The sequence below is a fragment of the Enterocloster aldenensis genome (genome assembly GCF_003434055.1).
In the GTDB taxonomy this organism is placed as follows: Bacteria; Bacillota; Clostridia; order Lachnospirales; family Lachnospiraceae; genus Enterocloster; species Enterocloster aldenensis.
This window is the reverse complement of record NZ_QVEX01000001.1, coordinates 227,290-249,961: the sequence shown is the minus strand read 5'-3', so window position 1 is coordinate 249,961 and position 22,672 is coordinate 227,290. Positions and strand designations below refer to the sequence as shown.

The following is a 22,672-nucleotide window of genomic DNA, read 5'->3' as shown; positions in this document are numbered from 1 at the left end:
AAAGGAAGGAATCTTATGAGGAGAAGAGGAACAAAAAAATTATGGGTATCAGTATGTGCAGCGTTAATGGCAGCAGCGGTCTTGTGCGGATGTACAAAGAGCGGGGACGGAACCAAGGAGACTTCGGTGAAGGCAGCGGCCGAGACAATTAAGGGGCCGGAATCAGGCGATAAGGCAGGTGATAAACCAGAGGATAAGACAGCGGCATCCGCTGCATATCCTGAGAAAGAGATTCAATGCATTGTCACGGCAGCGGCCGGGGGCGGGACAGATGCCATGGCAAGGGCTGTCTGTACACCGCTTGAAAAAACATTGGGAAAGGCCATTGTGATTATTAATAATGGCAGTGCAAGCGGCCTGGTCGGTATGGGGGATATTGCGGATGCAGATGCCGACGGCTATACACTGGGGGTATTCTCTAATACGGATGTGGCTAATTTCGTATATGGGGCAGGTGAATGTGATTTTACCACAGAGGATTTCACTTATATCGCAGGACTGAATACAACAGGGGATATCCTGGTCTTGAAAAAGGGCACGGATATGAACGGACTGGAGGATTTTATCCAAAAGGCCAAGGAAAAGCCCGGAGAGATGACCGTTGCGTTACCGTCTGCGATACAGAACCTGTCGCTGGACCTGATGAATGAAAAAATGGGGATTGTCACCACGGGTGTTGTGTATGAAGGCGGCAACAAGGTCCTGGCTGATTTGCTGGGCGGGCATATTGAAGCCGGGATCCTGAGCGCCAAGTTTATCTCACAGGCCCAGGAACAGGATCTGAACGTATTGGGCATCATGCTGTCGGAGCGTCTTGGAACATTTCCGGATGTCCCCACTTTTGCGGAGCAGGGATATGGGATTGCCAACCCGGCAATCAGGATGCTGGTGGGACCAAAGGGCCTTCCCGATTCAGTGGTGGATGTCCTGGTAGAAAATTTAAAGCAGGGATATGATGGGGAAATCAGGGACAGTGTTTCTGGTATTGATGAGGAACCCGCGCTGCTGACAGGACCGGAGCTGGATGCATTTTTAAAAGAAGATTTTGCTATGAGAAAGGCCATGTTGACAAAATAAAACCGGAGAGGGGTGCGGCAAATGGAGCTGATGACACAGGTACTGGTTAATTTGTTCAGTATTCAGACACTGGTGGTGTGTTTCCTGGGCACTGCTGCAGGTGTGGTACTGGGAGCCATACCCGGTATGAATGGGGGGATTGGGATAGCGGTCATGCTGCCATTTACCTATGCCATGAGACCGGAACAGGGGCTATTATTTCTGGGCGGGATTTATCTTGGCTCGTCCTATGGCGGATCCATATCGGGAATCCTGATTAATTGTCCGGGAACAGCAGAGGCATCCTGTACTGCTTTGGAGGGATACCAGATGACCAGGAAAGGGGAAGGGAAAAGCGCCTTATATTTTTCCGTTATCGCCAGCGGGATAGGCAGTATCATAGGATTGGTGGTCCTGCTGTTTTTCGCGCCTGTACTGTCAAGCATCTCGGTTATGTTCGGGCCTCCGGAGATGATGCTTTTAGCCATATGCGGCCTGACCATTGTAGGTAGCCTTACCGGGAAAAATGTTCCGAAGGGACTGCTGGCAGCGCTTGCCGGCCTGTTCCTTGCCATGATAGGGATTGACGGGAACACAGGCGCCATGCGTTTTACTTTTGGGGCCAGGGCCCTCAGGGGCGGTATCAACCTGATACCTGCAATCATTGGTCTGTTTGCCATTGCAGAAATGATTAAACAGGGAACCGGGCTGGAGGAACCGGGTGGGAATCAGACTGCCCTGCAGCTTAAACAGGTAAGGTTCCCGGACATCTGGAAGGAAACCTGGAAAAAATATAAGGGCGTTTTACTGAAATCTTCCGCAATTGGGACATTTATAGGTATATTGCCCGGGACCGGAGGCGCGATTGCTTCCTTTCTGGCCTATGGGGAAGCCAAGGGAAGGGACAGGGAAGGCACCTTCGGCCAGGGCAATCCGGCGGGAATTGTTGCGCCGGAAAGTGCAAACAATGCGGCAGTAGGCGGTTCCCTGGTCCCCATGCTGTCCCTGGGGATACCGGGATCCTCCACCTCGGCCATCATGTTCGGCGCATTGACCATTCATGGCCTGGTTCCTGGACAAAGGCTGTTCGTGGATCATGGAGAGATTGTTTATACCTTTATATTTGGAATGTTTCTGGCAGCAGTAATCATGGTGGCTATCGGAGTCTTTGGCATTCCTGTCTTTGCATCCATTCTCAAGCTGAATATACGGCATATCATTCCGGTAGTGTTGATGTGTTCCCTGATTGGCGCATACAGTGTGAACAATTCCGTATATGATGTAATCGTGGCCATTGGCATGGGCATCTTCGGCGTCCTACTGGCTAAGCTTGGGATTCCTAACACACCGGTGGTTTTGGGACTGATCCTGGGCAGTATTATAGAAAGTAATTTTGTCAGGACGTACACCATTGTCTCTGCCCAGGGAAAAAGTATTTTGTTATATGTGCTTACCAGGCCGCTTTGTATCGGCATACTGCTGCTGACTGTTTATCTGATTTATGCCAATATAAAGGCCCTTAAAAGAGGAAAAGAAGTTCAGCAGGATTCTAAAATCCAACAGGAACTGCAGGAGGAATAGAACATGAAGCCCAACATAATATACCTGTTATCAGACCAGCACAACCACAGGGTAATGGGAAACAGCGGTGATTCCTATGCGCGCACACCAAATCTGGACAGCCTTTACGCCAGGGGAACGGCTTTGGATTCATGCTACTGCGCCGCGCCTTTGTGTGTGCCCAGCAGGTCGTCCATGCTGACAGGCCTTCTGCCCACCAGGAACGGGGTTTATAATAACATGCAGTGCCTGCCGTCCGATAAGGCCACCTTTGTCAATTCCATGACTGTTGGCGGATATGAGACCGTCTTGTGCGGAAGGATGCATTTTGTGGGAAATGACCAGCGCCATGGTTACGAGAAGCGTCTTGTGGGGGACATCACCCCCTGCTTCATCGGCGGGGATAACGAAGCCTTCATCTATGGAGGGTTTAAACGCTCATCAGGTCAGAACCTTATTTCCATAAAAAAGTCAGGGGCCGGACATTCCGCGGTATTGGATTACGATGAAGACGTAACAAAGGAGGCCTGCCGTTATCTGACGGAGAGGACGGATGGACGCCCCCTGTTCATGACCGTGGGATTCTACGGCCCCCACTGCCCATACATAGCCCCGGAGGAATTGTTCCGTTACTATTATAAGCATCTGCCAGAGCTTCATTTTCCCAGCCGTGAGGAAAAGGCCATGATGCATCCCGCCATCCGGGAATGGTATGCAAACCGGGGCATGGAAAAGGTAACGCCTGAGGATGTGCGCAGGATACGCGCAGCCTACTACGGCATGGTGGAATATGTGGATGGCCTCATAGGCAGGATTCTGGATGTGGTCAAGTCTACCATTGGATGGGAAAATACCATTATAATCTATGGTTCCGACCACGGGGATAACATAGGAGAACACGGACTATTCTGGAAAACCAATTTCTATGAAGGGGCGTCCCATGTGCCTATGGTATATGTGTGGCCTGGAGTATTTCCGGCGGGCGGCCATGTGGGCGGTCTGACCAGCCTTTTGGATATTGCGCCCACTCTATTGGAACTGTCTGGGTGCGAACAGCTGCCGGATATGGACGGAATGAGCCTGGTTTCCCATTTGACCTCAGGTGCGCCTGTCCCTGGGGACAGGGAGGTGGTTTCGGTGTGCAGTGATATTAAAGGAGATAAACCCAGCGCAATGCTGATGCTTGGGACGTATAAGCTGGTGAAGCATGCCGGTCATGAAACATGCCAGCTGTTTAACCTTAAGAATGATCCGGAAGAATTGGAGGATTTGGGGGACCGCCCGGAATATGCGGGGATGGTTGCGGACCTGGAAATGCGGCTTGGGCGGTATTGGAATGAAACACATGCTTTGGAGGGCCTGCAAAAGGATATATTTCATTTCAGGATGATGAAACAATGGTATGATGTGGTAAAACCCCAGCTGATAGAGGAGTGGAGAGGGGACCCGGAAAGAAACTACCTGATTTAAGTGGTTTTCCGGAAACGCTTTTGAAGAAGGATAGGTATTGAGGGGGATGGAAAAAGGGGAAAAACAGTTTAAGAAAATAGATTGAGAAAAAATCTGAAAAAATTGTCGAAATTACTTGCTATTTGCGGTAGGGTGCCGTATAATATACTCATACGAAAGATAAAAAAGAGATTGTACTATTTTGTACAATCTCTTTCAATTTATGCGGATATAAATATTTTCTGGTAAATTGGGTCATGGTATAGGGAGAGGTAGTTCGGATTTTAGGTTTTGGCGGGAATATCCAGAAAAGACATGACATGGAGGAAGAAATCTCATGGATAGAGAGATGATTATCGTTTTGGACTTTGGCGGTCAGTATAATCAGCTGATTGCGCGCCGCGTCCGCGAGTGCAATGTATACTGCGAAGTCCATCCTTACAATATGAGCCTGGACAAGATTAAGGAGATGAATCCCAAGGGAATCATTTTCACAGGCGGACCGGATGTGGTATTTGAAGACGGAGCGCCGCGTTGTTCCAAGGAGATTTTTGAACTGGGGATACCGGTTCTTGGAATCTGCTACGGAGCCCAGCTGATGAGTTACCTGCTGGACGGCGTTGTCAAGAAAGCGGTTGTCAGCGAGTATGGACACACGGAGGTGGATGTAGATACGTCCAGCAAGCTGTTTGAGGGGGTATCGCCAAAGACCGTGTGCTGGATGAGCCATGGGGTCTATATTGCCCAGGTACCTGCAGGGTTCAGGATTACGGCCCATACGGAATCATGCCCGGTTGCCGGTATGGAGTGTGTGGAAAGGAATTTCTATGGAGTTCAGTTCCATCCTGAGGTAGTCCACACAAAAGAAGGAACCAGGATGCTGTCCAACTTTGTATACAATGTCTGCGGTTGTTCCGGGGACTGGAAGATGGATTCATTCGTAGATACCACGATTAAGGCGCTGAGGGAAAAGATTGGCGATGGGAAGGTGCTTTGTGCGCTTTCCGGCGGGGTGGATTCCTCGGTTGCGGCGGTCATGCTGTCCAAGGCAATCGGTAAGCAGCTGACCTGTGTGTTCGTTGACCATGGCCTTTTAAGGAAGAATGAAGGGGACGAGGTAGAAGCCGTATTCGGCCCTGAAGGACAGTATGATTTGAACTTTATCCGTGTGAATGCCCAGGAGAGGTTCTATGCAAGGCTGAAGGGCGTGGAAGAGCCTGAGGCAAAGCGTAAGATTATTGGTGAGGAATTCATCCGTGTATTCGAAGAAGAGGCAAAGAAGATTGGCGCCGTGGATTATCTGGTCCAGGGAACCATTTACCCGGATGTGATTGAGTCCGGCCTGGGCAAGTCTGCTGTGATTAAGTCCCACCACAATGTGGGCGGGCTTCCTGAGCATGTTGACTTTAAGGAACTGGTGGAGCCGCTCCGCCTGCTGTTTAAGGATGAGGTGCGTAAGGCTGGTCTGGAACTGGGAATTCCGGAGTATCTGGTATTCAGGCAGCCATTCCCAGGCCCGGGTCTTGGCGTCAGGATCATCGGTGAGGTAACGGCTGATAAGGTAAGGATTGTACAGGATGCGGATGCGATTTACAGGGAAGAGATTGCAAAGGCCGGGGTGGATAAGGACCTGGGACAGTACTTTGCAGCCATTACCAATATGCGCTCCGTGGGATGCATGGGCGATGAGAGGACGTATGATTATGCAATTGCACTGAGGGCCGTGCTTACATCTGATTTCATGACCGCGGAAGCCGCCCAGATTCCCTGGGAGGTACTGGGGAAGGTGACCAGCAGGATTGTGAATGAGGTGAAGGGGGTTAACCGGGTGCTGTATGATTGTACGGGGAAGCCGCCGGCTACGATTGAATTCGAATAACGGACAGAACCCCGGAAATGCTGATAAAATGGGCATTTCCGGGGTTGTTTTATGCCGTTTGGCTCTACTTTGGCTCTAATTAATTGAAGAATACTGGATTTGGGGCGGGTATCATAATACCTGTCTTTTACTATATGGGCTTATTTTCTGGATATACTTTGACAGAAATATCTGCCACTCCCTTTCTTACAACTCTATTTGTATCTACTAAATGCTGTTTAATCTGTTCGCAAGTCTCGTTCATCTGCTCTACTTCATGCTGAAATGCTTCTTCACTTGGAAATGCGTCTTTGGACGCAATTAGATTTGTCTGTAATTTCTTAGCCTTTGCGAATTTTGCAAGTCGGCTGTTGATTTCCGGGTGTTTGAAACGAATACATATCGTGTCTGGAATGAGATTTCCCTCATTATCCTTTTCACCGTCAATTTCCATATCTACCTGCTCGTCCATTTTAAAAAGCAGACTAAGGACATCAGAAGCGGTTTTTATATCAAAATCCGTGAATACGTTGATACTCACGCCCAGAGCGTTGGCAATCTTTAAAAGCTGGTCGGGCTTAGGCTTCCGGCTTCCTAATTCATATTTGCGAATAGTGGTTCCATCTATGCCAGCCAGTTCTCCTAACACATTCTGTGAAATCCCCCGGATTGTTCGGAATGTCTTTATTTTCTCTCCTACTGTCATGTAGTCACTCCTTTAGTATTTGATAATATGAATAATAGGGACATTTGTATTCTATCATATCTATTGCAAATAATCAATCAATTCAAGAATAATATATTGACAAGGGACAAAAGAGCCTGTATAATAAGAATGTAGTTAAGGGACAAAAGTCCCTATAAAAATATAGGAGGACAATGAATGGAGAAATCAAAGAAGATGTATGTAACGGCAGAGGAAGCGGCGGTAATGCTTGGCGTATCAACGGGCTATGCCTATAAGATTATCCGAGGACTGAATGAGGAATTAAAAGCAAAAGGCTACCGGACAATCTGCGGCAAGGTTCCGACAAAATACTTTGAAGAAAAATTCTACGGTCTGACCGTAGCCATGTAAGAAAGGAGAGTATCTATGGCGGCAACAAGGGACGGAAAGATGTGGCGTTGCCAATTCTATTACAAGGACTGGCAGGGAGTAAGCCATAAGAAGAATAAAAGGGGGTTCAAAACTAAGGGGGAAGCTGAACAGTGGGAGCGTGATTTCCTACAACAACAGCAGAGAAATTTAGACATCAATTTTGAAAACTTTGTCTACATTTATTATGAGGATATGGAACACCGTCTGCGTGAGAATACCATGCGGACGAAGAAATTCATTATTGATTTGAAAATTATTCCTTATTTCAAGAAAAAATGTATGAACGAGATTAAAACATCGGATATTCGGGCGTGGCAAAATTCGCTGATGAAAAAGGGCTATTCCCCAACGTACCTGAAAACGGTTAATAATCAGTTGGCGGCAATCTTTAATTATGCGGTTCGCTATTATGATTTGAAAGACAATCCATGCCGGAAAGCAGGGAGCATTGGAAAGAGCCATGCCGGGGAGCGTGAGTTCTGGACGAAACAGGAATTTAAGCAGTTTCTTGAAACGGTAGAGGATAAGCCAGAAACAAAAATGGCGTTCTTGCTTCTCTACTGGACGGGCATGAGGATAGGAGAATTATTAGCACTGACATACAAGGACATTGACGTAGAAAAGCGTACAATCTCTATCAATAAATCCTATCAACGGATAGGGAGCAGGGACATTATTACACCGCCTAAAACACCTAAGAGCAAACGGATTGTGACAATACCGCCATTTCTTGTAGAAGAATTACAGGAGTATATTTCCCATTTATACGGTATTATGGCTGACGAAAGAATGTTCCGATTTACAAAATCCTATATGGAACATGAAATTATAAGAGGTATCAACACTTCCGGGGTTAAGAGGATAAGACTGCACGATTTGAGACATTCACACGCTTCTCTGCTTGTTGAAATGGGGTTCATGCCGCTGGCAATCGCTGAACGGCTGGGGCATGAGAAAATTGAAACAACATTAAATACATATTCACATTTATATCCCAATAAGCAGGGAGAACTTGCGGACAGGTTGGAGATTGAAAACGGCAAGGAGGAAGGAAATGAGCGGAGTTCATAAGTACCCAACTATCAGCTTCCGTATCTCGTCCAGAGAACGGGAGGAAATCGAAGCAAAGATTTTAGCAAGCGGAATGTTAAAGAAAGATTATTTTGTCCGCTCCTGTATTTATAACCGAGTGTGCGTGGTCGGTAAAAAAGAGGTGATTTATCAGTTGGTAGAGGAATTAAAGGTTATGCAGACCAATATCCGGGAAGTGACGGAACAGTTTGAACAGTCGGAAGTCTCTTTAACGCCGGAGGGCTTACAGGATATGAAAAATGACTGTCTGGACATGCTGAAAGCTATTCTGTGGCTATTGGACGGTGCTAAGTACCTATGGCAGGGCGATAACGAAAAAAGCCCCGACAGCGGCAACTGTTAGGGCTTGGGATAACTGGAAAACCTCTGTTATCACATAAAATCACATCACAATTATAACAGAGGTTTCTTCCAGTGACAATGATATTTTCAGAAACGGAGGGCATTATGGAAGAAACAAAAACAGAATTACAGATGATTAAAATGTCGGAGGTACAGTCACAAGAAGTGTCGTGGCTGTGGTATCCGTTTATTCCCTATGGGAAATTGACAATTATGCAGGGCGATCCGGGAGACGGAAAGACAACGCTGGTACTCAATATAGCGGCAAAGCTGTCAAATGGTGAGGGGTTAGACAATGAAATGAAGCTGACGGAACCATTAAATGTAATTTATCAAACGGCGGAGGACGGACTTGCTGATACAGTAAAGCCCCGTCTGGAAGTGGCGGGGGCAGACTGTGAGAATATTTCTGTCATTGATGAAAGCATAAAATCACTTTCTATGATAGATGAACGGTTAGAGGAAGCAATTATAAGGACAAAAGCTAAAATGCTTATTTTAGACCCAATACAAGCCTATCTAGGCGGTGGTATGGATATGAACCGGGCAAATGAAGCAAGGGATATGACAAAGAAGCTGGCGGCTCTGGCAGAGAAATATCAATGCGCTATTGTGCTTGTCGGTCACATGAACAAAGCGGCAGGAAATAAGGCGGCATATCGGGGCATGGGTTCCATTGATTTCTTTGCAGTCGCAAGAAGCGTTTTACTGGTAGGCAGGGTAGAGGGAGAAGCAAATATAAGAGCAGTTGTCCAGATAAAAAACAATTTGGCGGCGTTTGGACACCCGAAAGCCTTTGAACTATCAGAGAGCGGCTTCCAGTGGCTGGGTGATTATGAGATTACGGCAGATGAAGTTTTAGGCGGTATTGCTCCAAAAGCAAATAAAATGGAGCAGGCAAAACGTTTGCTTCGGGAACTGGCAGAAACGAATAACGCCATGCAAAGCAATGAGATTGTCAATATTGCGGACGAACAGGGCATATCCAAACGGACGTTGGAAAATGCAAAAAAAGAGTTGGGTATCCGGGCGAAGCGGATAAATAACTCATGGTATTGGGAACTAGACAAAATCAGATTGAAATAAGGGAACAACGCAACAATGCAGGGTATATAAAATTTGCGGACTTTAGGATTGTAAGGTTGCAAGAGATATAGAACTTGCATTGTTGCGGAGTTGAACGAAATTGGAAAACTGGCGGAAGCAAAACGGCTGGAACAGCCGCCCCGTCCGTAGGACGAAAAGCCCCCGGCAGGGCGCAAAGGCAGCTTTTGATAGAGCGTAGCCTGTCAAAAGTGCTTTTGCGTTACTTTCGACGAAAGTAACAAAGCTATGGCGGCTTAAACGCCGCCCCTGTATTGCTGGAAGGAGGATAAGACAATCGAGAGGACAATCAGTGGCATGGTGGGAAAAGGCTCAATTACCCATAATAGCAGAGCGTTCAAGGCAAAAAATGTAAAGGAAGATTATACTCAATTTAATATAGAATACTGTAACGAAAATATCAAGACTGTTTACCATGAATTGTTTGATGAAGCCTTAGAGCGTTACAATGAAAAACAGACACGCAATGATAGAAAGATAGATAATTATTACGAGAAGATACGCACATCTAAACAGGAAAAATTATTTCATGAAGTCATATTTCAGATAGGTAACAAAGACGATATGAACACCCAAAGCGAAAATGGGGAATTGGGAAAGAAAATTCTGGACGAATTTATGAAAAATTTTCAGCAAAGAAATCCCAATCTTAGAGTGTTCTCCGCCCACCTCCACATGGACGAAGAAACGCCCCACCTACATATAGATTTTGTTCCATTCGTATCTGAAAGTAAGAGAGGATTGGACACAAGGGTATCCATGAAACAAGCACTTGCTTCTATGGGCTTTAAGGGCGGCACAAAGCAGGAAACAGAATGGAGCCAGTGGATAGCTTCAGAGAAACAGGAACTGGGAAAGGTAATGGAGCGTCACGGCGTTATCTGGAAGCAAAAGGGGACCCATAGAAAACATTTGAGCGTATTGGATTTTGAGAAACAGGAACGGGAAAAGGAAGTGCAGATACTTACCTCCCGAAAGGAGGAAATCAGCCGGAACATTCATGAAATACAGAAAACTGTTTCCAGTGAAACAAAAGATTTGAAACGGTTACAAGGGAAGAAGCAGGAGATACAGCAGGAAATTATAAAGCTGTCATCTGATAAAAAAGCAACAGAGAAGAATATTCACGTAATTCGTGAAAATCCGGCGTGGCAGTTACCGGAGCCGGTGGCTCTGACAACTGCAAAAACGTATCGGGATAAGAAAGCAATGCCCCTGTTAGAGAAGGTCAAGGAAGCACTGGTGGCGGCACTTGTTCGGAATGTCCAGTTGATAGAAGCGGCTGATAAACTAAAACAGCAGGTGGAGCGGCTTCAAAGAAATATCAATTATTTGGAGGGACGGGTAAAGCAGGCAGAAGAACAAAATATTTTACTATCAACTGATTTAAAAGACTATGAGCGCGTAAAAGCCGCACTTGGAGAACAAGAGGTAAAAGCCATAATTGAAGGTCAAAAAGCGGCAGAAATGTGCTTAACGGTTCCTAAACAACACAAAAAACGGAGGTATCACTATGACAGACATGGAGAAAAAAGTCATGCTCCGGCTATGCGCAAAGGTTACGCAATATGCAGATTTTGAGACAGACCGGGAAGCGGAGCGGTTGGTAAATTGGGTTCTGCTCGATAATCAGCGGAAGCAGAACAACAATGAAATCCGTTCTTTAATGGCGGAATATAAAAAGGGGGAACCGGAGCGGAGGGAAAGTATTAGAGAAGCCTTAGAGCGAGGAAAAGAAATTTGTGGTAGAAGGGACGAGTTGTATGAAAGCCAGCAGGAAGTGAAGCATAAGCTGTGGAAGTTGGAACGGGAGATTTGATTTTTCCTTGATTGCATACAGGAGCATGGCGCTAGCGCCATGATGGAGAGGGCGGACAACGTGATATTAGTTGTTTCGCCCTCTAAGTTTCGGCTGTCAAATGGACGATTTACGGACAGAGAAATTATTCTTCAAGGTCTGTGTAATTGCTTTGATACACTTCAATCATCATTCTTGCGCCCAGACGGAAGCCATCAAGGAATGACCCAGAAAGTTCAAGGGGGACGGTATCAAGTTGTTCGTCCATGATGTCAATGAATTTTTCGTGTAGTGGTGGGGCGAGAGACTTTAGTTTTTCAATAAAATCTTCATAGTGTTGGTATTGTGCTTGCCGCATGGAGCGATATTCCTCTGTTTTAAGACCGAATTGCTCGGCAGGGCAAATCTCACCGTCATACAATCTAAGTAATACGCTTTTCATAAATAGTGTCTCCTTTTCTAAAATGTTTATATTGACATCTATTAAATGTCAACTTATTTCTTAGTTTATCATATAATGGAATAAATGACAATTAGTAAATGTCAAATGGGAGAGAACTTTATGTATAAGAATAAGGCAGGGGACGGCGGTAACAATATCTGTGGACAGAGGATAAAGGGAATTAGGGAGAAGCTGCCAGAAAAAACATCACAAAGAAAACTTGCGGATATGCTTCAAAGAGCAGGGTTGGATATTGATAAAAATGCTGTGCAGAGAATAGAGAGCGGCAAACGGTTTGTGACGGATATTGAGTTGAAAATTATTGCGGAAGTTTTGGGAGTGAGTTATCAGGATTTGCTAGATGATTAGGGGGTATTATAGTATAATATGATTAAGGAAAGCTAAAAGCTGGAAATTGCGACAGTTTAGACCGAAACATATTTGTCTGTGAATAATGAATTTTATTATTAGAACTCTTTGAATAAGATATAAGACTATATAAAAAGATATACTTATAAAGGTGGTGAAATTTTGGGAGATTTATTTACTATTGGTCACTCACAATATGGTATAAAATATTTTATTGGTTTATTGAAGGGGTATGATATTGATTATCTTCTTGACGTTAGGAGTACACCATATTCTAAATATGCAGAGCAATACAATAAAGAAAATATTAGTAGAGAATTAGAGTTTGCTAATATTAAATATACTTTCATGGGAAAGTATTTTGGTGCAAGACCGCAAAATATAGACCTGTATAATAATGAAGGGTATTTGGACTTTGAAAAAGTAAGAAAATCGAGAGATTTTAATAAAGGAATAGAAAATGTAATTTTAGGCTTAAATCAAGGTCATAGAATTGCGTTGATGTGTACGGAAAAAGAGCCGATTGATTGTCATAGGGCAATTTTGGTGGCAAGAGCATTTGAGTTGCAAATGATTTATGCCAAACATATTTTACCAAATGGAGGTATATTGACACAAAAACAACTAAATGAACGACTTTTACAACAATATTTCCCGGATAGAGGGCAACTGTCATTATTTACGTGTGGAAGAGAAATTAGCGAACAAGAATATTTGATGGAAGCTTATAAAAAAAGGAATAGAGAAATTGGATATTATATTGATGAAACTAAAAAAATTCTCGTTATGTAGGAGATGGTTATGAAAATTTTTACAATGGGATTTACCCAAAAAAGTGCAGAACAATTTTTTGGACTGGTTAGTAGTAATGAAATAGAATTATTGATTGATGTGCGTTTGAATAATCAATCACAATTAGCAGGATTTACAAAAGGTAGAGATTTGGAGTTCTTTCTAAACAAAATATGTAATTGTAAGTATGAGCATAATATTATATTTGCACCAACTAAAGAGATATTGAACGATTATAAAAAACAACAAATAACTTGGGAAGAATATGTTGTACAATATAATTTATTGATTGAAAAGCGTAATGTTGAAAAAGTATTTGTAAAGAAGTATACAGAATTTAATAAGATTTTATTGTTGTGTTCGGAAGCAACAGCAGAAAATTGCCATAGGCGCTTATTGGCAGAAAGGCTTAAAAATTGCGTTGCAAATGTAGATATAGTTCACTTATGAGGAGGAAACATAATGGGGGAAGTTACAGTAGTAGTTCTTACTAAATCATCGAAGTTTTCAGGCTATTGTGTTGCTGGTATAAATTATTATTCTGGTGAATGGGTAAGATTGGTAACAGAAGATTTGGTTTCGCATGGGGCGGTGAGAGCAGAAGATTTAATTTATAAAGATGGAAAAGAATGTGAAATTTTAGATGTTATAAAAGTACCAATTATTGGTAGTGTAAATGACGTTTTGCAACCTGAGAATATTAAGATGGATACATCAAAATATATACAATTGATAGGAAAAGCTACAATGGGAGATGTTCTAAAAATTCATCCAACAGAAATTAGAAATTATATTTTAGGAAATAAATATCCTTATATTAAAGATGAAAAAGTAGGACAACTTGGATATTCTTTAACATTAGTAAAAGTAAATAATCTATTAATAAAACAGGTTTCAAATCCGGGAGGAAGTCCTAAAACTAAGGCTGATTTTACATACCAGTTTGAGAAATATGAAAATATTTCTGTTACAGATTATAGATTTTATTCGATAGCAGATGGAACTTTATTTAAAGAAGCCTATCTAGTTGTTAGTATTGGCACACCTTATAATAATAAATACTATAAATTTATATCTGCAATTTATGTTTAAATTTTATAATGGTATGCCTACCAAAATTTAGTTGTTGTGATTGGCTCTATTTTGGCTCTAGAAATTTTATTTGGCACAAAAATGAGAGCAAATTTTGAAGAATATAGATAATAAGTTCAGCAAAATGCAGGTGACAACAGCCAGTTCAAGCTATCCGCCGAGGAATTCGAATAAGGACTGCTGTCCCGAAAACCCGCATAAATACTGGGTTTTCGGGACTTTTTTAGTTGAGTTGATAACGATTTGATAACACTTTTCTAAACACATTTGTTTTGATATAGACAGATGGTTTACAGGTGTTAAGCTTAATTCCATAAGAAAAGGTCTTACTGAGTGTGAAAATTCAGTAAGACCTTTTTTGCGTTAGTTGGCAAGCCAATAGAGACTATTTCTCCGGTGTAGAGAATAAGTCACTGATTGCCTGCGATGGTACAGAAGCGTGAATGCCACTTGTATTATCTTTTTGCGTGTAGTGGTAACGCCACTCGTCATATTCATCTTTTGTAATCTTTTCATTGCGTAGCTTGTTTGCCTGTTCATACCAGGAGTCAAAGTTTTCTCTAAGTTGCTTGTAATCGGGATTATTTACTTTCTTGATACTGATGCATAGCTCATCATCCAGCTTATCGATCCTTAAACCATATATATCTTCCAAGGCAAAAAGAGTGTGCATAAGCCCCTCGTAGCTATCAATGTTAGGAACATCAAGAGCCTGCGGGGAGACACCCAATTTCTCAGCTATTTTATTTAGATATAGTTCTTTCGGCTTTCTTTTACCTGTTTCGTATTGAGCGATACGAACATCAGCTGAATTATCGTCAAAGCCAATGACGGTACCCAGGTATTTCTGCGTCATGCCACGCAAAATACGAAAAAAATGTATTCTTTCTCCTATAGCCATAGTGGTAGTCTCCTTCCTGTATTCATTCTAGTATAACAAATATGTTTAGATAATTCAAGATAATCTAAACAAATAAATTAAATATTTTTTTGAAAACCTATTGACCAATACAGAAAAGTATAGTAATCTAAAAACACACCAAAACAAATTAGTATAGTAAAAGTGAAAGTGAGGAAAGTGAATGGAGTCAATGTTTATTAAAGTGAATGAAGCAGCGGAGCTATTAGGAGTATCACAATCCTATGCCTATAAATTGGTGCAGAAATTGAACAAGCAAATGGTAGAGGAAGGATATAAAGGACCAATCATCAAAGGCAGGATTGATCGTAAATACTTCTTTGAGCAATTCTATGGAACGAAGCATTTTGAGAGGAGGAACACCTAATGCCAGTATATAAACAAGACAATGGTACCTGGTATGTGATGGCACGATATACCGATTGGACAGGCAAAAACAAGCAAAAGTGCCAGCGAGGTTTTACAACAAAGCGAGATGCACAGGAGTGGGAAAGGCAGTTCCAATTACAAAAACACGCTGATATTGATATGACAATGGAATCGTTCTGTAAATTATATGAACAGGATGTAAAAGAGAAATTGAAGCTGAATACTTGGCTTACAAAGGAATCTATCATCAGAAAAAAGATATTGCCGTATCTTGGTAAGAGGAAAATGTCAGAGATAACACCAAAGGATGTGATGGATTGGCAAAATGCAATGCGTCAGATTGAGATTGGGGAGGAGAAACACCTGTCACCGACTTACTTGAAAACGATTCATGCACAGCTCAGTTCTATCTTCAATCATGCGATTCGTTATTACGAAATGAGTTCCAATCCTGCCAAGCGTGCAGGAACAATGGGGACAGAAGAAAGTAAAGAAATGCTGTTTTGGACAAAGGAGGAGTACCTCAAATTTGCGGAAGAAATGATGGACAAGCCACTATCCTATTATGCATTTGAACTGCTGTACTGGTGTGGTATTCGAGAGGGAGAACTGCTTGCTCTAACGCCAGAAGATTTTGATTTCAATACACAGACTATCCGTATCAATAAATCTTATCAAAGGCTGAAAAAGAAAGATGTCATCACATCGCCTAAAACCAAGAAAAGTAACCGAATCATTAAGATGCCGGACTTCTTGGTCGAAGAAATGCAGGACTGCATGAAGATGTATTACAGCCTTGAACCTAAGGATAGATTGTTTCCAGTAACGAAGAAATATCTGTTTCACGAAATGGAAAGAGGATGTAAGGCATCAGGCGTAAAGAAAATCAGAATTCATGACTTGAGACACAGCCATGTATCATTGCTGATTGATATGGGATTCTCTGCACTGGCAATCGCTGACAGAGTGGGTCATGAGTCGGAGAAAATAACATATCGCTATGCACATCTGTTTCCATCAAAACAGGATGAAATGGTGCAAGCGCTCAACACAGAACGAATCGGACTAGAAGGAGGAAAATGAAATGTCATCGAAAGTATTGGATCAAAGAGGTCGCTGGAGAAATAAAACGGTTGCTTTCCGAGTATCACCCCAAGAGGATGAGGTCATTGAGGCTGCTGTGCGGCTCTCAGGGCTCACGAAACAGGATTATATTATCAGGAAGCTTATGGATAAGGAGGTGACGGTATACGGCAATCCTAGGGTATATATCATGCTGAAAAGAGAACTCGACAAGGTGCTTTCAGAACTGGAACGAATTTCAAAGGCAGATGAAGTATCGCCGGAGTTGTTAGAAGTGCTTGGCTTAATCAATATGACGATGAATGGATTGAAAGAGGATGACAAACCCGCATTATAAGAAAATGTATCGGAGGTGAACTCGTGACAGAGTACATTACAGGCAATACCTGCTTTCCTCCCTACATGGTATTCCCAAAGTTCCTCTTAGACATCAATGTGAATGAAACGGCAAAATTGCTTTATGTGATATTGCTGGATCGAGCCAGACTCTCCATGCAAAATGAAGGCTGGGCAGATGAATACAATCGCATCTATATCATCTATACCATAAAGAATATGGCAGCCACGCTTCGCAAAAGTGAAATCACAATCAAGACAGCATTGAATGCATTGACCGAAGAAGGATTGATAATGCGAATGCGTCAAGGCTCTGGAAATCCGAATTGGATATATGTAAAGATTCCAAAACAGAAGGAAAGAATTCTTACCCCAGTAGGTATAGAAAACTTACCTATAGAGGGACAGAATACTGACTCTCAAGGGGTAAGAAAACTTTCCACTAATAATAAAGAGTCTATTAAAAACAATCATCAAAAACAAAGGAGTAAAGAGAAACACAAGTTAGGTAAATATCAAAATGTTTATCTGACTGAGGATGAGCTTAGGGAACTGCATGAAGAAATACCGGCGAGTGATGATTATATTGAACGGCTATCTGCCTATATGGAATCTGTAGGGAAGAGTTATAAAAATCATGCAGCAACCATTCGCTCTTGGGCAACCAAGGACAAAGAAAGTACAGCACCTATGAAACGAGTTTATGAATGTGCAGAAGGAGACAGCCTATGAAAGATATTAACGATATTTTAGGAATACGCTTAACACCAAGAGAAATGTTGGAGGATGAATATTTAGACAAAGATACTGGTCTGTTCTATTGCAAAAAGTGTCATACGCCCAGACAATCAACAGTTATTATCGGAGGAATTCATCCAAGTTGTATTTGTGAGTGTCAGGGAGAAAAGCGTGAAGCAGAGCTTGCGGAACAGAGACGCAGGGAAGAATTAAATAGAATCGCCCGATTGAAATCGGCAGGGCTGCAAGATAGTGCATTGCGTGATTATACCTTTGCAAATGATAATGGCATCAATCCTGAAATGAAGATGGCACACAAATATGTGAATCATTGGAGTGAGATGAAAGCTTCATCCACAGGGCTGTTGCTGTGGGGAAATGTTGGAACAGGAAAATCATTCTTTGCGGGATGCGTTGCCAACGCATTATTGGATAAAGGCATACCAGTGTTGATGACAAACTTTGCAAGAATCTTAAATGTATTAGGGTCAATGGGATTTGAAGATAAGAATAAATATATCGACAGTTTCAACCAGTATCCGCTTTTGATTATTGATGACTTAGGCATGGAGCGTAATTCATCAGAATTTGCATTAGAGCAAATCTTCAATGTCATAGATAGTCGATATCGCAGCAAGCTACCATTCATTGTTACAACGAATCTGACATTGGATGAGCTGAGAAATCCAAAAGATTTGGCACACAGTCGAATCTACGATAGAGTGCTGGAACGCTGTATGCCACTCAAGATAAATAATCAAAATATTCGACAAATCAATCGGGTAGAAAATATGAAAATGGCAAGAGAATTATTATGCAGTTGATGAAAAAGTACACGCAAACCGTTTTAAGAAAAAAGTCAAAATGACTTGCAAGCCAACATCGCAGATGTTGTTCAATGGGGATTGGGGAGATTTCCCCAACAAGCAATTTTTGCAAAATGAGCCGATAGGCAAATTTGCGAAAATGAGTGAACCGGTACCGGTTTACACTGCTTGCCAAGTTGTGACAATTAGTGAAAAGCAAGAAAATTCAAAAATGACGAAAATAAAGGAGAAAACGACCATGGAGAACAAATTAACGTATACGAAACAAGGGGACTATCTGATTCCGAACGTCCAAATCAAGCTTGTCGGACCGATTGGCAAGTATGGAATGATGAGGAAGGCGTTCTTAAAGCTCCATAATCCCATGATGTATGAGGATATGGTGCTGAGCGAAACGCTATATCCTCACCTGAAAGAGATAGATGAAACTGCAAATAAGAGAGTGGAGCTGTTAATGCAGCAGTATCAGGAACAGAATCCTGCACCGGATAAAAAGACTGAGCAAATGAAGTGGGTGCAGTATATGAATACCATAAAAGCACAGGCAGAAGAAACTGTAAAATTCGAATTGATTTATGCTTAAAGAATGGATGGGCTGGCAGAAATGCTGGCTCATTTTCTTTACTTTTTGAGTCTTGAATATTTCAAGATAATCTTGAATGATATTTAATAAGGGAGTATAATGAGAATAACGTTAACAATGTTAAACTCGAGCAAAAAGGAGGCAGAAAACATGGCTGTCTGCTACGACAAACTTTGGAAATTAATGATTGATAAAAAGATAAACAAAACGCAACTTTGCGAAAAGGCAAAGATTACAACAAACGCAATGGCGAAGCTTGGAAGAAATGAAGATGTCCGAGTGGAGACTCTTGCGAAAATTTGTAATGTACTAAATTGTACGATGGATGACATTATGGAATTAAATAAATTGGAAGATGGAGGGAACTCAAAATGAGTTTAAGTTCAAATGTAAGTGAAAAGGCTGCCCTTATTTGGGCGATTGCAGATAAATTAACTGGCGTATACAAGCCACACGAATATGGTGAGGTTATTCTCCCACTTACTGTTATGAGACGTTTTGATTGCATTTTGTCTGATACCAAAGATTATGTGCTGAAGAAATATGAAGAAGTGAAACAACTTCCGATGAAAGATGTTCTTCTTCGTAAGGCATCCGGACACGCATTCTATAATACAAGCAAGTATACATTTGAAAGAATGCTTGATGATCCAGATAATATTGAAGAGAATTTTCGTGATTATCTGAACGGATTCTCTGACAATGTTCAGGATATTATCGAGAAATTTAAGTTTGATGGACATATTACCACAATGGCAAATAAAGGGATTCTTTATATTGTCATCAAGGAGTTTACGTCGCCAAGAGCGAACCTGCACCCTGATGTTATTTCCAATCTGGAAATGGGATATATTTTCGAAGAGATTATTCGTAGATTTTCCGAGTCACATAATGAAGATGCAGGACAGCATTACACCCCAAGAGAAGTTATTCGATTGATGGTAAATATTCTGTTCTATGATGACAGTGATATTCTTTCCGGCAATAATGTGGCAAAAACCATTTATGACCCAGCTTGTGGTACTGGTGGTATGTTATCCGTTGCAGAAGAATATCTGCATGAGTTGAATAAGGCTACGGAGCTGATGGCATTCGGGCAGGAATTGAACGACCAGACATTTGCTATCTGTAAGGCAGATATGCTTATCAAAGGTAATAATGCTGAATTTATCAAAGATGGAAACACACTGTCTGATGACCAATTTGACGGACAGACTTTTGACTATATTCTTTCTAATCCACCATTTGGTCGTGAATGGAAAAACGAGAAAGCAAAAGTAGAGGCAGAAGCTAAGAAAGGGTTTGCCGGTAGATTTGGTGCTGGACTTCCGGCAGTTTCTGATGGACAGATGCTGTTCCTTATGACTGCAATTTCAAAGATGAAAGAGCCGAAAGATGGTGGAAGCCGTATTGCAATCATTCACAATGGTTCGCCACTCTTTACTGGAGATGCAGGAAGTGGACCATCTGATATCAGAAAGTACATTTTGGAGAATGACCTTTTGGAAGCTATCATTGCTCTTCCTAACGACATTTTCTACAACACAGGTATTGCTACCTACATTTGGGTATTGTCCAATAAAAAGGAAGGTACAAAGCGTGAAGGCAAGGTTCAGTTAATCAATGCCAATGAATTGTTTGAGAAACGCCGTAAGGCACTGGGGAATAAACGAAATGATATTCCTGAGAGTGCGATTACAGAAGTAACACAGATTTACGGAGATTTTGTAGCGAATGAGATTAGCCAGATATATGACAATGCTGATTTTGGTTATACAAAGATTACTGTTGAAAGACCACTATGCGATGAAGCTGGGAAGCCTATCTTGAAAAAAGGTAAGGCGCAGCCAGATGCATCTTTACGAGATACAGAAAATGTTCCATTGACTGAGGATATTAAGGAATACTTTAATCGTGAGGTGCTTCCTTTTGCACCAGATGCATGGATTGACGAAAAGAAATCTAAGGTTGGATATGAAATCCCATTTACACGCTATTTTTACAAGTATCAAGCTCCACAGCCTTCACAAGAGATTATGGCAGAAATCATGGATTTGGAAACAGAACTGTCAGGCAGTCTTGAGGAGGTGTTTGACCAATGATAAATGTATGGAAAGTCACAGATTATGCAGGTCATCTATTCCATCATTTGGCACACAACAGTGAAAAAATGCCGTCAGCACTTCCGTGGATTGAGCCTTCTATAAATTGTTTACATATGGAAAGTGTAAACTCATTTTTAGTAGGAAATTATGAATGCTCAATTATGGCGATGTGTGCATTGCTGGAGCATACATTACGTCTTGCAGTAATAAATAAAGATGAATGTGGGTTGGTTAGACCCGAATCTGTTCAGCAGATTGATAAGTATAATAGTTTGGTTAATATAATTGATGAGGCTGTTCAGAATCCTGTTTTTAATGGGTGTGATGAAAACTGGTGGAGAGCTATAACAAAAAATATTAGGAATAAATCAGCACATTATCTTTTGCCAATTATTCTTCGCAATTGTGCTTCTGACCCGATTCTTAAAGATTATATTTCGGAATATGATTTGCCGGAAAAGAATGAAAGATCTTATTTTGATAGATACATTACTGATTGGGGAGCATTTTACCATAATTCTGGTGGCTATTTAGCTGAGAAATTTATAAATGATTCAACTGAACAACTAAGAATAATTATTTCTAATACAAATTGGAACGGCGATACATCATGGTGGATATCAGAAAAAGAACAATATGAATCTTTCTTTAATTACAAATGGAGTACAGAGAATATTAAAGAAAGTTTTGCAATGGCATATAGTTCTTTTGGAGGTACACGATGAGAAAAATGAAAGACAGTGGAGTATCTTACATTGGAGAGATACCAGTATCATGGAGTATTACTAGAAATAAAAATGTATTCTCCTGCAACAAGGAACTGGTTGGAAGTAAATCTGCTACGACGCAATTACTTTCTTTGACAACTCGTGGTGTCAAGAAAAAAGACATTAACAATCCAGAGGGGAAACTCCCTGAAAGTTTTGACACTTATCAATTCGTAAAGAAAAATGATATTGTCATGTGCTTGTTTGATTTAGATGTATCAGCAGTTTTTTCTGGAATAAGTCCATTTGAGGGAATGATATCGCCAGCATATAAATTGATGACATGTCGCTCTAATATGGTTCCACAATATGCTGATTATTGGTTTAGGTATATATCTGATGGCAGAAAGTTCAATCACTATGCTAAGAACATCAGATACACTCTGAATTATGAGGATTTTTCTACTTTACCGGTTGTTCTACCTAGTTATGCCGAGCAACTTCTTATAGCAGATTATCTTGATAGCAAGTGTGCCAAGATTGATGCAATCATTGAGAAACAGCAAGCAGTAATTGAAAAGTTGAAAGCATACAAATTATCCGTTATCACAGAAGCGGTCACAAAGGGATTGAACCTGGATGTTGAAATGAAAGATAGTGGAATAGAATTTATTGGAAAAATACCGGCTCATTGGACTGTATCAAAATTCAAGTATCTATCACAAGCAATCGGTGATGGAATTCATACAACACCGAATTATGATGAAAACGGAAGTGCTTACTTCATCAACGGAAATAATATCTTTGCTATCTTGTCAAGTGGTAAATTCGGTTTTTTCGCATGTAAGAGGAAATACGTTGTAGATTGTTCATAGATATGTTAAACTTATTTCAACAACCAGATATGCTCCAATAAAGTAAAATCTTTGTAGGATTGAAAAACATTTGATTT

At 41.6% G+C, this 22,672-nt stretch carries 26 protein-coding genes; 23 read left to right on the top strand and 3 right to left on the bottom strand.

Annotated features, from left to right (window positions below; all coding sequences use genetic code 11):
- Nucleotides 1-15: 15 nt before the first annotated feature.
- The 4 genes from DWX59_RS01150 (at nt 16) to guaA (ending at nt 5,944) form a co-directional block, all read left to right on the top strand.
- Nucleotides 16-1,077 carry a tripartite tricarboxylate transporter substrate binding protein gene (locus tag DWX59_RS01150; RefSeq protein WP_166460142.1) on the top strand — a complete coding sequence of 354 codons (1,062 nt, stop codon included), beginning with the start codon at nt 16-18 and terminating at the stop codon, nt 1,075-1,077.
- A gap of 21 nt (nt 1,078-1,098) precedes the next feature.
- The gene (locus tag DWX59_RS01145; RefSeq protein WP_117555497.1) at nt 1,099-2,637 is read left to right on the top strand and encodes a tripartite tricarboxylate transporter permease; all 1,539 of its coding nucleotides are present in this window, start codon (nt 1,099-1,101) and stop codon (nt 2,635-2,637) included.
- Between the two features lie 3 nt (nt 2,638-2,640).
- Nucleotides 2,641-4,086, top strand: a complete 1,446-nt coding sequence (locus tag DWX59_RS01140) for a sulfatase family protein (RefSeq protein ID WP_117555495.1) — start codon at nt 2,641-2,643, stop codon at nt 4,084-4,086.
- 316 nt (nt 4,087-4,402) lie between these two features.
- The gene (guaA, locus tag DWX59_RS01135) at nt 4,403-5,944 is read left to right on the top strand and encodes a glutamine-hydrolyzing GMP synthase (protein WP_117555493.1); all 1,542 of its coding nucleotides are present in this window, start codon (nt 4,403-4,405) and stop codon (nt 5,942-5,944) included.
- A 130-nt stretch (nt 5,945-6,074) separates the two neighbouring features.
- On the opposite strand, the gene DWX59_RS01130 is transcribed toward guaA, so the two are convergent.
- Nucleotides 6,075-6,629, bottom strand: a complete 555-nt coding sequence (locus DWX59_RS01130) for a helix-turn-helix domain-containing protein (protein WP_117555491.1) — start codon at nt 6,627-6,629, stop codon at nt 6,075-6,077.
- Nucleotides 6,630-6,806: 177 nt separating this feature from the next.
- Between DWX59_RS01130 and DWX59_RS01125 the strand changes: the two genes are divergently transcribed.
- The 6 genes from DWX59_RS01125 (at nt 6,807) to DWX59_RS01100 (ending at nt 11,379) form a co-directional block, all read left to right on the top strand.
- Entirely contained in the window at nt 6,807-7,001 is a 195-nt protein-coding gene (locus DWX59_RS01125; protein ID WP_087225176.1) for an ICEBs1 excisionase, read from the top strand.
- Between the two features lie 15 nt (nt 7,002-7,016).
- Nucleotides 7,017-8,093: a site-specific integrase gene (locus tag DWX59_RS01120; protein ID WP_117555489.1), complete on the top strand. Its 1,077-nt coding sequence runs from the start codon at nt 7,017-7,019 to the stop codon at nt 8,091-8,093.
- The gene (locus DWX59_RS01115; RefSeq protein ID WP_117555487.1) at nt 8,077-8,457 is read left to right on the top strand and encodes a plasmid mobilization protein; all 381 of its coding nucleotides are present in this window, start codon (nt 8,077-8,079) and stop codon (nt 8,455-8,457) included. Before DWX59_RS01120 ends, DWX59_RS01115 begins: the two co-directional genes overlap by 17 nt.
- A gap of 104 nt (nt 8,458-8,561) precedes the next feature.
- A complete protein-coding gene (locus DWX59_RS01110; RefSeq protein WP_117555485.1) occupies nt 8,562-9,542 on the top strand; it encodes an AAA family ATPase in 981 nt (326 codons plus the stop codon).
- Nucleotides 9,543-9,857: 315 nt separating this feature from the next.
- A complete protein-coding gene (locus DWX59_RS01105) occupies nt 9,858-11,141 on the top strand; it encodes a plasmid recombination protein (RefSeq protein ID WP_117555483.1) in 1,284 nt (427 codons plus the stop codon).
- Complete coding sequence (locus DWX59_RS01100) at nt 11,074-11,379, top strand: hypothetical protein (protein WP_117555482.1); 306 nt, start codon at nt 11,074-11,076, stop codon at nt 11,377-11,379. The genes DWX59_RS01105 and DWX59_RS01100 overlap by 68 nt, the downstream gene beginning before the upstream one ends.
- 124 nt (nt 11,380-11,503) lie before the next feature.
- Here the strand turns inward: DWX59_RS01100 and DWX59_RS01095 are convergent, their stop codons facing one another.
- The gene (locus tag DWX59_RS01095; RefSeq protein ID WP_117555480.1) at nt 11,504-11,800 is read right to left on the bottom strand and encodes a DUF6809 family protein; all 297 of its coding nucleotides are present in this window, start codon (nt 11,798-11,800) and stop codon (nt 11,504-11,506) included.
- A 120-nt stretch (nt 11,801-11,920) separates the two neighbouring features.
- On the opposite strand from DWX59_RS01095, the gene DWX59_RS01090 reads away from it, so the two are divergent.
- From DWX59_RS01090 to DWX59_RS01075, 4 genes are all read left to right on the top strand, one after another.
- A complete protein-coding gene (locus tag DWX59_RS01090; RefSeq protein ID WP_117555478.1) occupies nt 11,921-12,169 on the top strand; it encodes a helix-turn-helix domain-containing protein in 249 nt (82 codons plus the stop codon).
- 162 nt (nt 12,170-12,331) lie between these two features.
- The gene (locus DWX59_RS01085; RefSeq protein WP_117555476.1) at nt 12,332-12,961 is read left to right on the top strand and encodes a DUF488 domain-containing protein; all 630 of its coding nucleotides are present in this window, start codon (nt 12,332-12,334) and stop codon (nt 12,959-12,961) included.
- Nucleotides 12,962-12,970: 9 nt separating this feature from the next.
- Nucleotides 12,971-13,411, top strand: coding sequence for a DUF488 domain-containing protein (locus DWX59_RS01080; RefSeq protein WP_117555474.1), 441 nt, complete (start codon nt 12,971-12,973; stop codon nt 13,409-13,411).
- A 12-nt stretch (nt 13,412-13,423) separates the two neighbouring features.
- Nucleotides 13,424-14,053, top strand: a complete 630-nt coding sequence (locus DWX59_RS01075) for a dual OB domain-containing protein (RefSeq protein WP_117555472.1) — start codon at nt 13,424-13,426, stop codon at nt 14,051-14,053.
- Nucleotides 14,054-14,438: 385 nt separating this feature from the next.
- Here DWX59_RS01075 and DWX59_RS01070 read toward each other — a convergent pair whose 3' ends face one another.
- Nucleotides 14,439-14,954, bottom strand: a complete 516-nt coding sequence (locus tag DWX59_RS01070) for a helix-turn-helix domain-containing protein (protein ID WP_117555470.1) — start codon at nt 14,952-14,954, stop codon at nt 14,439-14,441.
- A 384-nt stretch (nt 14,955-15,338) separates the two neighbouring features.
- Between DWX59_RS01070 and DWX59_RS01060 the strand changes: the two genes are divergently transcribed.
- The 9 genes from DWX59_RS01060 to DWX59_RS01020 all read left to right on the top strand — a co-directional run bounded on the left by DWX59_RS01060 (nt 15,339) and on the right by DWX59_RS01020 (nt 22,595).
- On the top strand, nt 15,339-16,424 hold the full coding sequence (locus tag DWX59_RS01060; RefSeq protein ID WP_117555466.1) for a site-specific integrase: 1,086 nt from the start codon (nt 15,339-15,341) through the stop codon (nt 16,422-16,424).
- A gap of 1 nt (nt 16,425) precedes the next feature.
- Complete coding sequence (locus DWX59_RS01055; protein WP_117555464.1) at nt 16,426-16,761, top strand: plasmid mobilization protein; 336 nt, start codon at nt 16,426-16,428, stop codon at nt 16,759-16,761.
- A gap of 23 nt (nt 16,762-16,784) precedes the next feature.
- A complete protein-coding gene (locus DWX59_RS01050; RefSeq protein WP_117555462.1) occupies nt 16,785-17,492 on the top strand; it encodes a replication initiator protein A in 708 nt (235 codons plus the stop codon).
- Complete coding sequence (locus tag DWX59_RS01045; RefSeq protein ID WP_117555460.1) at nt 17,489-18,322, top strand: ATP-binding protein; 834 nt, start codon at nt 17,489-17,491, stop codon at nt 18,320-18,322. Before DWX59_RS01050 ends, DWX59_RS01045 begins: the two co-directional genes overlap by 4 nt.
- 64 nt (nt 18,323-18,386) lie before the next feature.
- Nucleotides 18,387-18,908: a TnpV protein gene (locus tag DWX59_RS01040; RefSeq protein ID WP_353626739.1), complete on the top strand. Its 522-nt coding sequence runs from the start codon at nt 18,387-18,389 to the stop codon at nt 18,906-18,908.
- A 99-nt stretch (nt 18,909-19,007) separates the two neighbouring features.
- Complete coding sequence (locus DWX59_RS01035; protein ID WP_235844836.1) at nt 19,008-19,283, top strand: helix-turn-helix domain-containing protein; 276 nt, start codon at nt 19,008-19,010, stop codon at nt 19,281-19,283.
- Entirely contained in the window at nt 19,280-21,010 is a 1,731-nt protein-coding gene (locus DWX59_RS01030) for a type I restriction-modification system subunit M (protein ID WP_117555456.1), read from the top strand. The genes DWX59_RS01035 and DWX59_RS01030 overlap by 4 nt, the downstream gene beginning before the upstream one ends.
- Complete coding sequence (locus tag DWX59_RS01025; protein ID WP_117555454.1) at nt 21,007-21,738, top strand: hypothetical protein; 732 nt, start codon at nt 21,007-21,009, stop codon at nt 21,736-21,738. Before DWX59_RS01030 ends, DWX59_RS01025 begins: the two co-directional genes overlap by 4 nt.
- Nucleotides 21,735-22,595: a restriction endonuclease subunit S gene (locus tag DWX59_RS01020; RefSeq protein WP_117555452.1), complete on the top strand. Its 861-nt coding sequence runs from the start codon at nt 21,735-21,737 to the stop codon at nt 22,593-22,595. The genes DWX59_RS01025 and DWX59_RS01020 overlap by 4 nt, the downstream gene beginning before the upstream one ends.
- The last annotated feature ends 77 nt before the right edge of the window (nt 22,596-22,672 follow it).

What these genes read in the sequence shown, in the direction of transcription:
- DWX59_RS01150 (WP_166460142.1), top strand. Translation starts at nt 16, where the DNA reads ATGAGGAGAAGAGGAACAAAAAAATTATGGGTATCAGTATGTGCAGCG.
- DWX59_RS01145 (WP_117555497.1), top strand. Translation starts at nt 1,099, where the DNA reads ATGGAGCTGATGACACAGGTACTGGTTAATTTGTTCAGTATTCAGACA.
- DWX59_RS01140 (WP_117555495.1), top strand. Translation starts at nt 2,641, where the DNA reads ATGAAGCCCAACATAATATACCTGTTATCAGACCAGCACAACCACAGG.
- guaA (WP_117555493.1), top strand. Translation starts at nt 4,403, where the DNA reads ATGGATAGAGAGATGATTATCGTTTTGGACTTTGGCGGTCAGTATAAT.
- DWX59_RS01130 (WP_117555491.1), bottom strand. Translation starts at nt 6,629, where the DNA reads ATGACAGTAGGAGAGAAAATAAAGACATTCCGAACAATCCGGGGGATT.
- DWX59_RS01125 (WP_087225176.1), top strand. Translation starts at nt 6,807, where the DNA reads ATGGAGAAATCAAAGAAGATGTATGTAACGGCAGAGGAAGCGGCGGTA.
- DWX59_RS01120 (WP_117555489.1), top strand. Translation starts at nt 7,017, where the DNA reads ATGGCGGCAACAAGGGACGGAAAGATGTGGCGTTGCCAATTCTATTAC.
- DWX59_RS01115 (WP_117555487.1), top strand. Translation starts at nt 8,077, where the DNA reads ATGAGCGGAGTTCATAAGTACCCAACTATCAGCTTCCGTATCTCGTCC.
- DWX59_RS01110 (WP_117555485.1), top strand. Translation starts at nt 8,562, where the DNA reads ATGGAAGAAACAAAAACAGAATTACAGATGATTAAAATGTCGGAGGTA.
- DWX59_RS01105 (WP_117555483.1), top strand. Translation starts at nt 9,858, where the DNA reads ATGGTGGGAAAAGGCTCAATTACCCATAATAGCAGAGCGTTCAAGGCA.
- DWX59_RS01100 (WP_117555482.1), top strand. Translation starts at nt 11,074, where the DNA reads ATGACAGACATGGAGAAAAAAGTCATGCTCCGGCTATGCGCAAAGGTT.
- DWX59_RS01095 (WP_117555480.1), bottom strand. Translation starts at nt 11,800, where the DNA reads ATGAAAAGCGTATTACTTAGATTGTATGACGGTGAGATTTGCCCTGCC.
- DWX59_RS01090 (WP_117555478.1), top strand. Translation starts at nt 11,921, where the DNA reads ATGTATAAGAATAAGGCAGGGGACGGCGGTAACAATATCTGTGGACAG.
- DWX59_RS01080 (WP_117555474.1), top strand. Translation starts at nt 12,971, where the DNA reads ATGAAAATTTTTACAATGGGATTTACCCAAAAAAGTGCAGAACAATTT.
- DWX59_RS01075 (WP_117555472.1), top strand. Translation starts at nt 13,424, where the DNA reads ATGGGGGAAGTTACAGTAGTAGTTCTTACTAAATCATCGAAGTTTTCA.
- DWX59_RS01070 (WP_117555470.1), bottom strand. Translation starts at nt 14,954, where the DNA reads ATGGCTATAGGAGAAAGAATACATTTTTTTCGTATTTTGCGTGGCATG.
- DWX59_RS01060 (WP_117555466.1), top strand. Translation starts at nt 15,339, where the DNA reads ATGCCAGTATATAAACAAGACAATGGTACCTGGTATGTGATGGCACGA.
- DWX59_RS01055 (WP_117555464.1), top strand. Translation starts at nt 16,426, where the DNA reads ATGTCATCGAAAGTATTGGATCAAAGAGGTCGCTGGAGAAATAAAACG.
- DWX59_RS01045 (WP_117555460.1), top strand. Translation starts at nt 17,489, where the DNA reads ATGAAAGATATTAACGATATTTTAGGAATACGCTTAACACCAAGAGAA.
- DWX59_RS01040 (WP_353626739.1), top strand. Translation starts at nt 18,387, where the DNA reads ATGTTGTTCAATGGGGATTGGGGAGATTTCCCCAACAAGCAATTTTTG.
- DWX59_RS01035 (WP_235844836.1), top strand. Translation starts at nt 19,008, where the DNA reads ATGAGAATAACGTTAACAATGTTAAACTCGAGCAAAAAGGAGGCAGAA.
- DWX59_RS01030 (WP_117555456.1), top strand. Translation starts at nt 19,280, where the DNA reads ATGAGTTTAAGTTCAAATGTAAGTGAAAAGGCTGCCCTTATTTGGGCG.
- DWX59_RS01025 (WP_117555454.1), top strand. Translation starts at nt 21,007, where the DNA reads ATGATAAATGTATGGAAAGTCACAGATTATGCAGGTCATCTATTCCAT.
- DWX59_RS01020 (WP_117555452.1), top strand. Translation starts at nt 21,735, where the DNA reads ATGAGAAAAATGAAAGACAGTGGAGTATCTTACATTGGAGAGATACCA.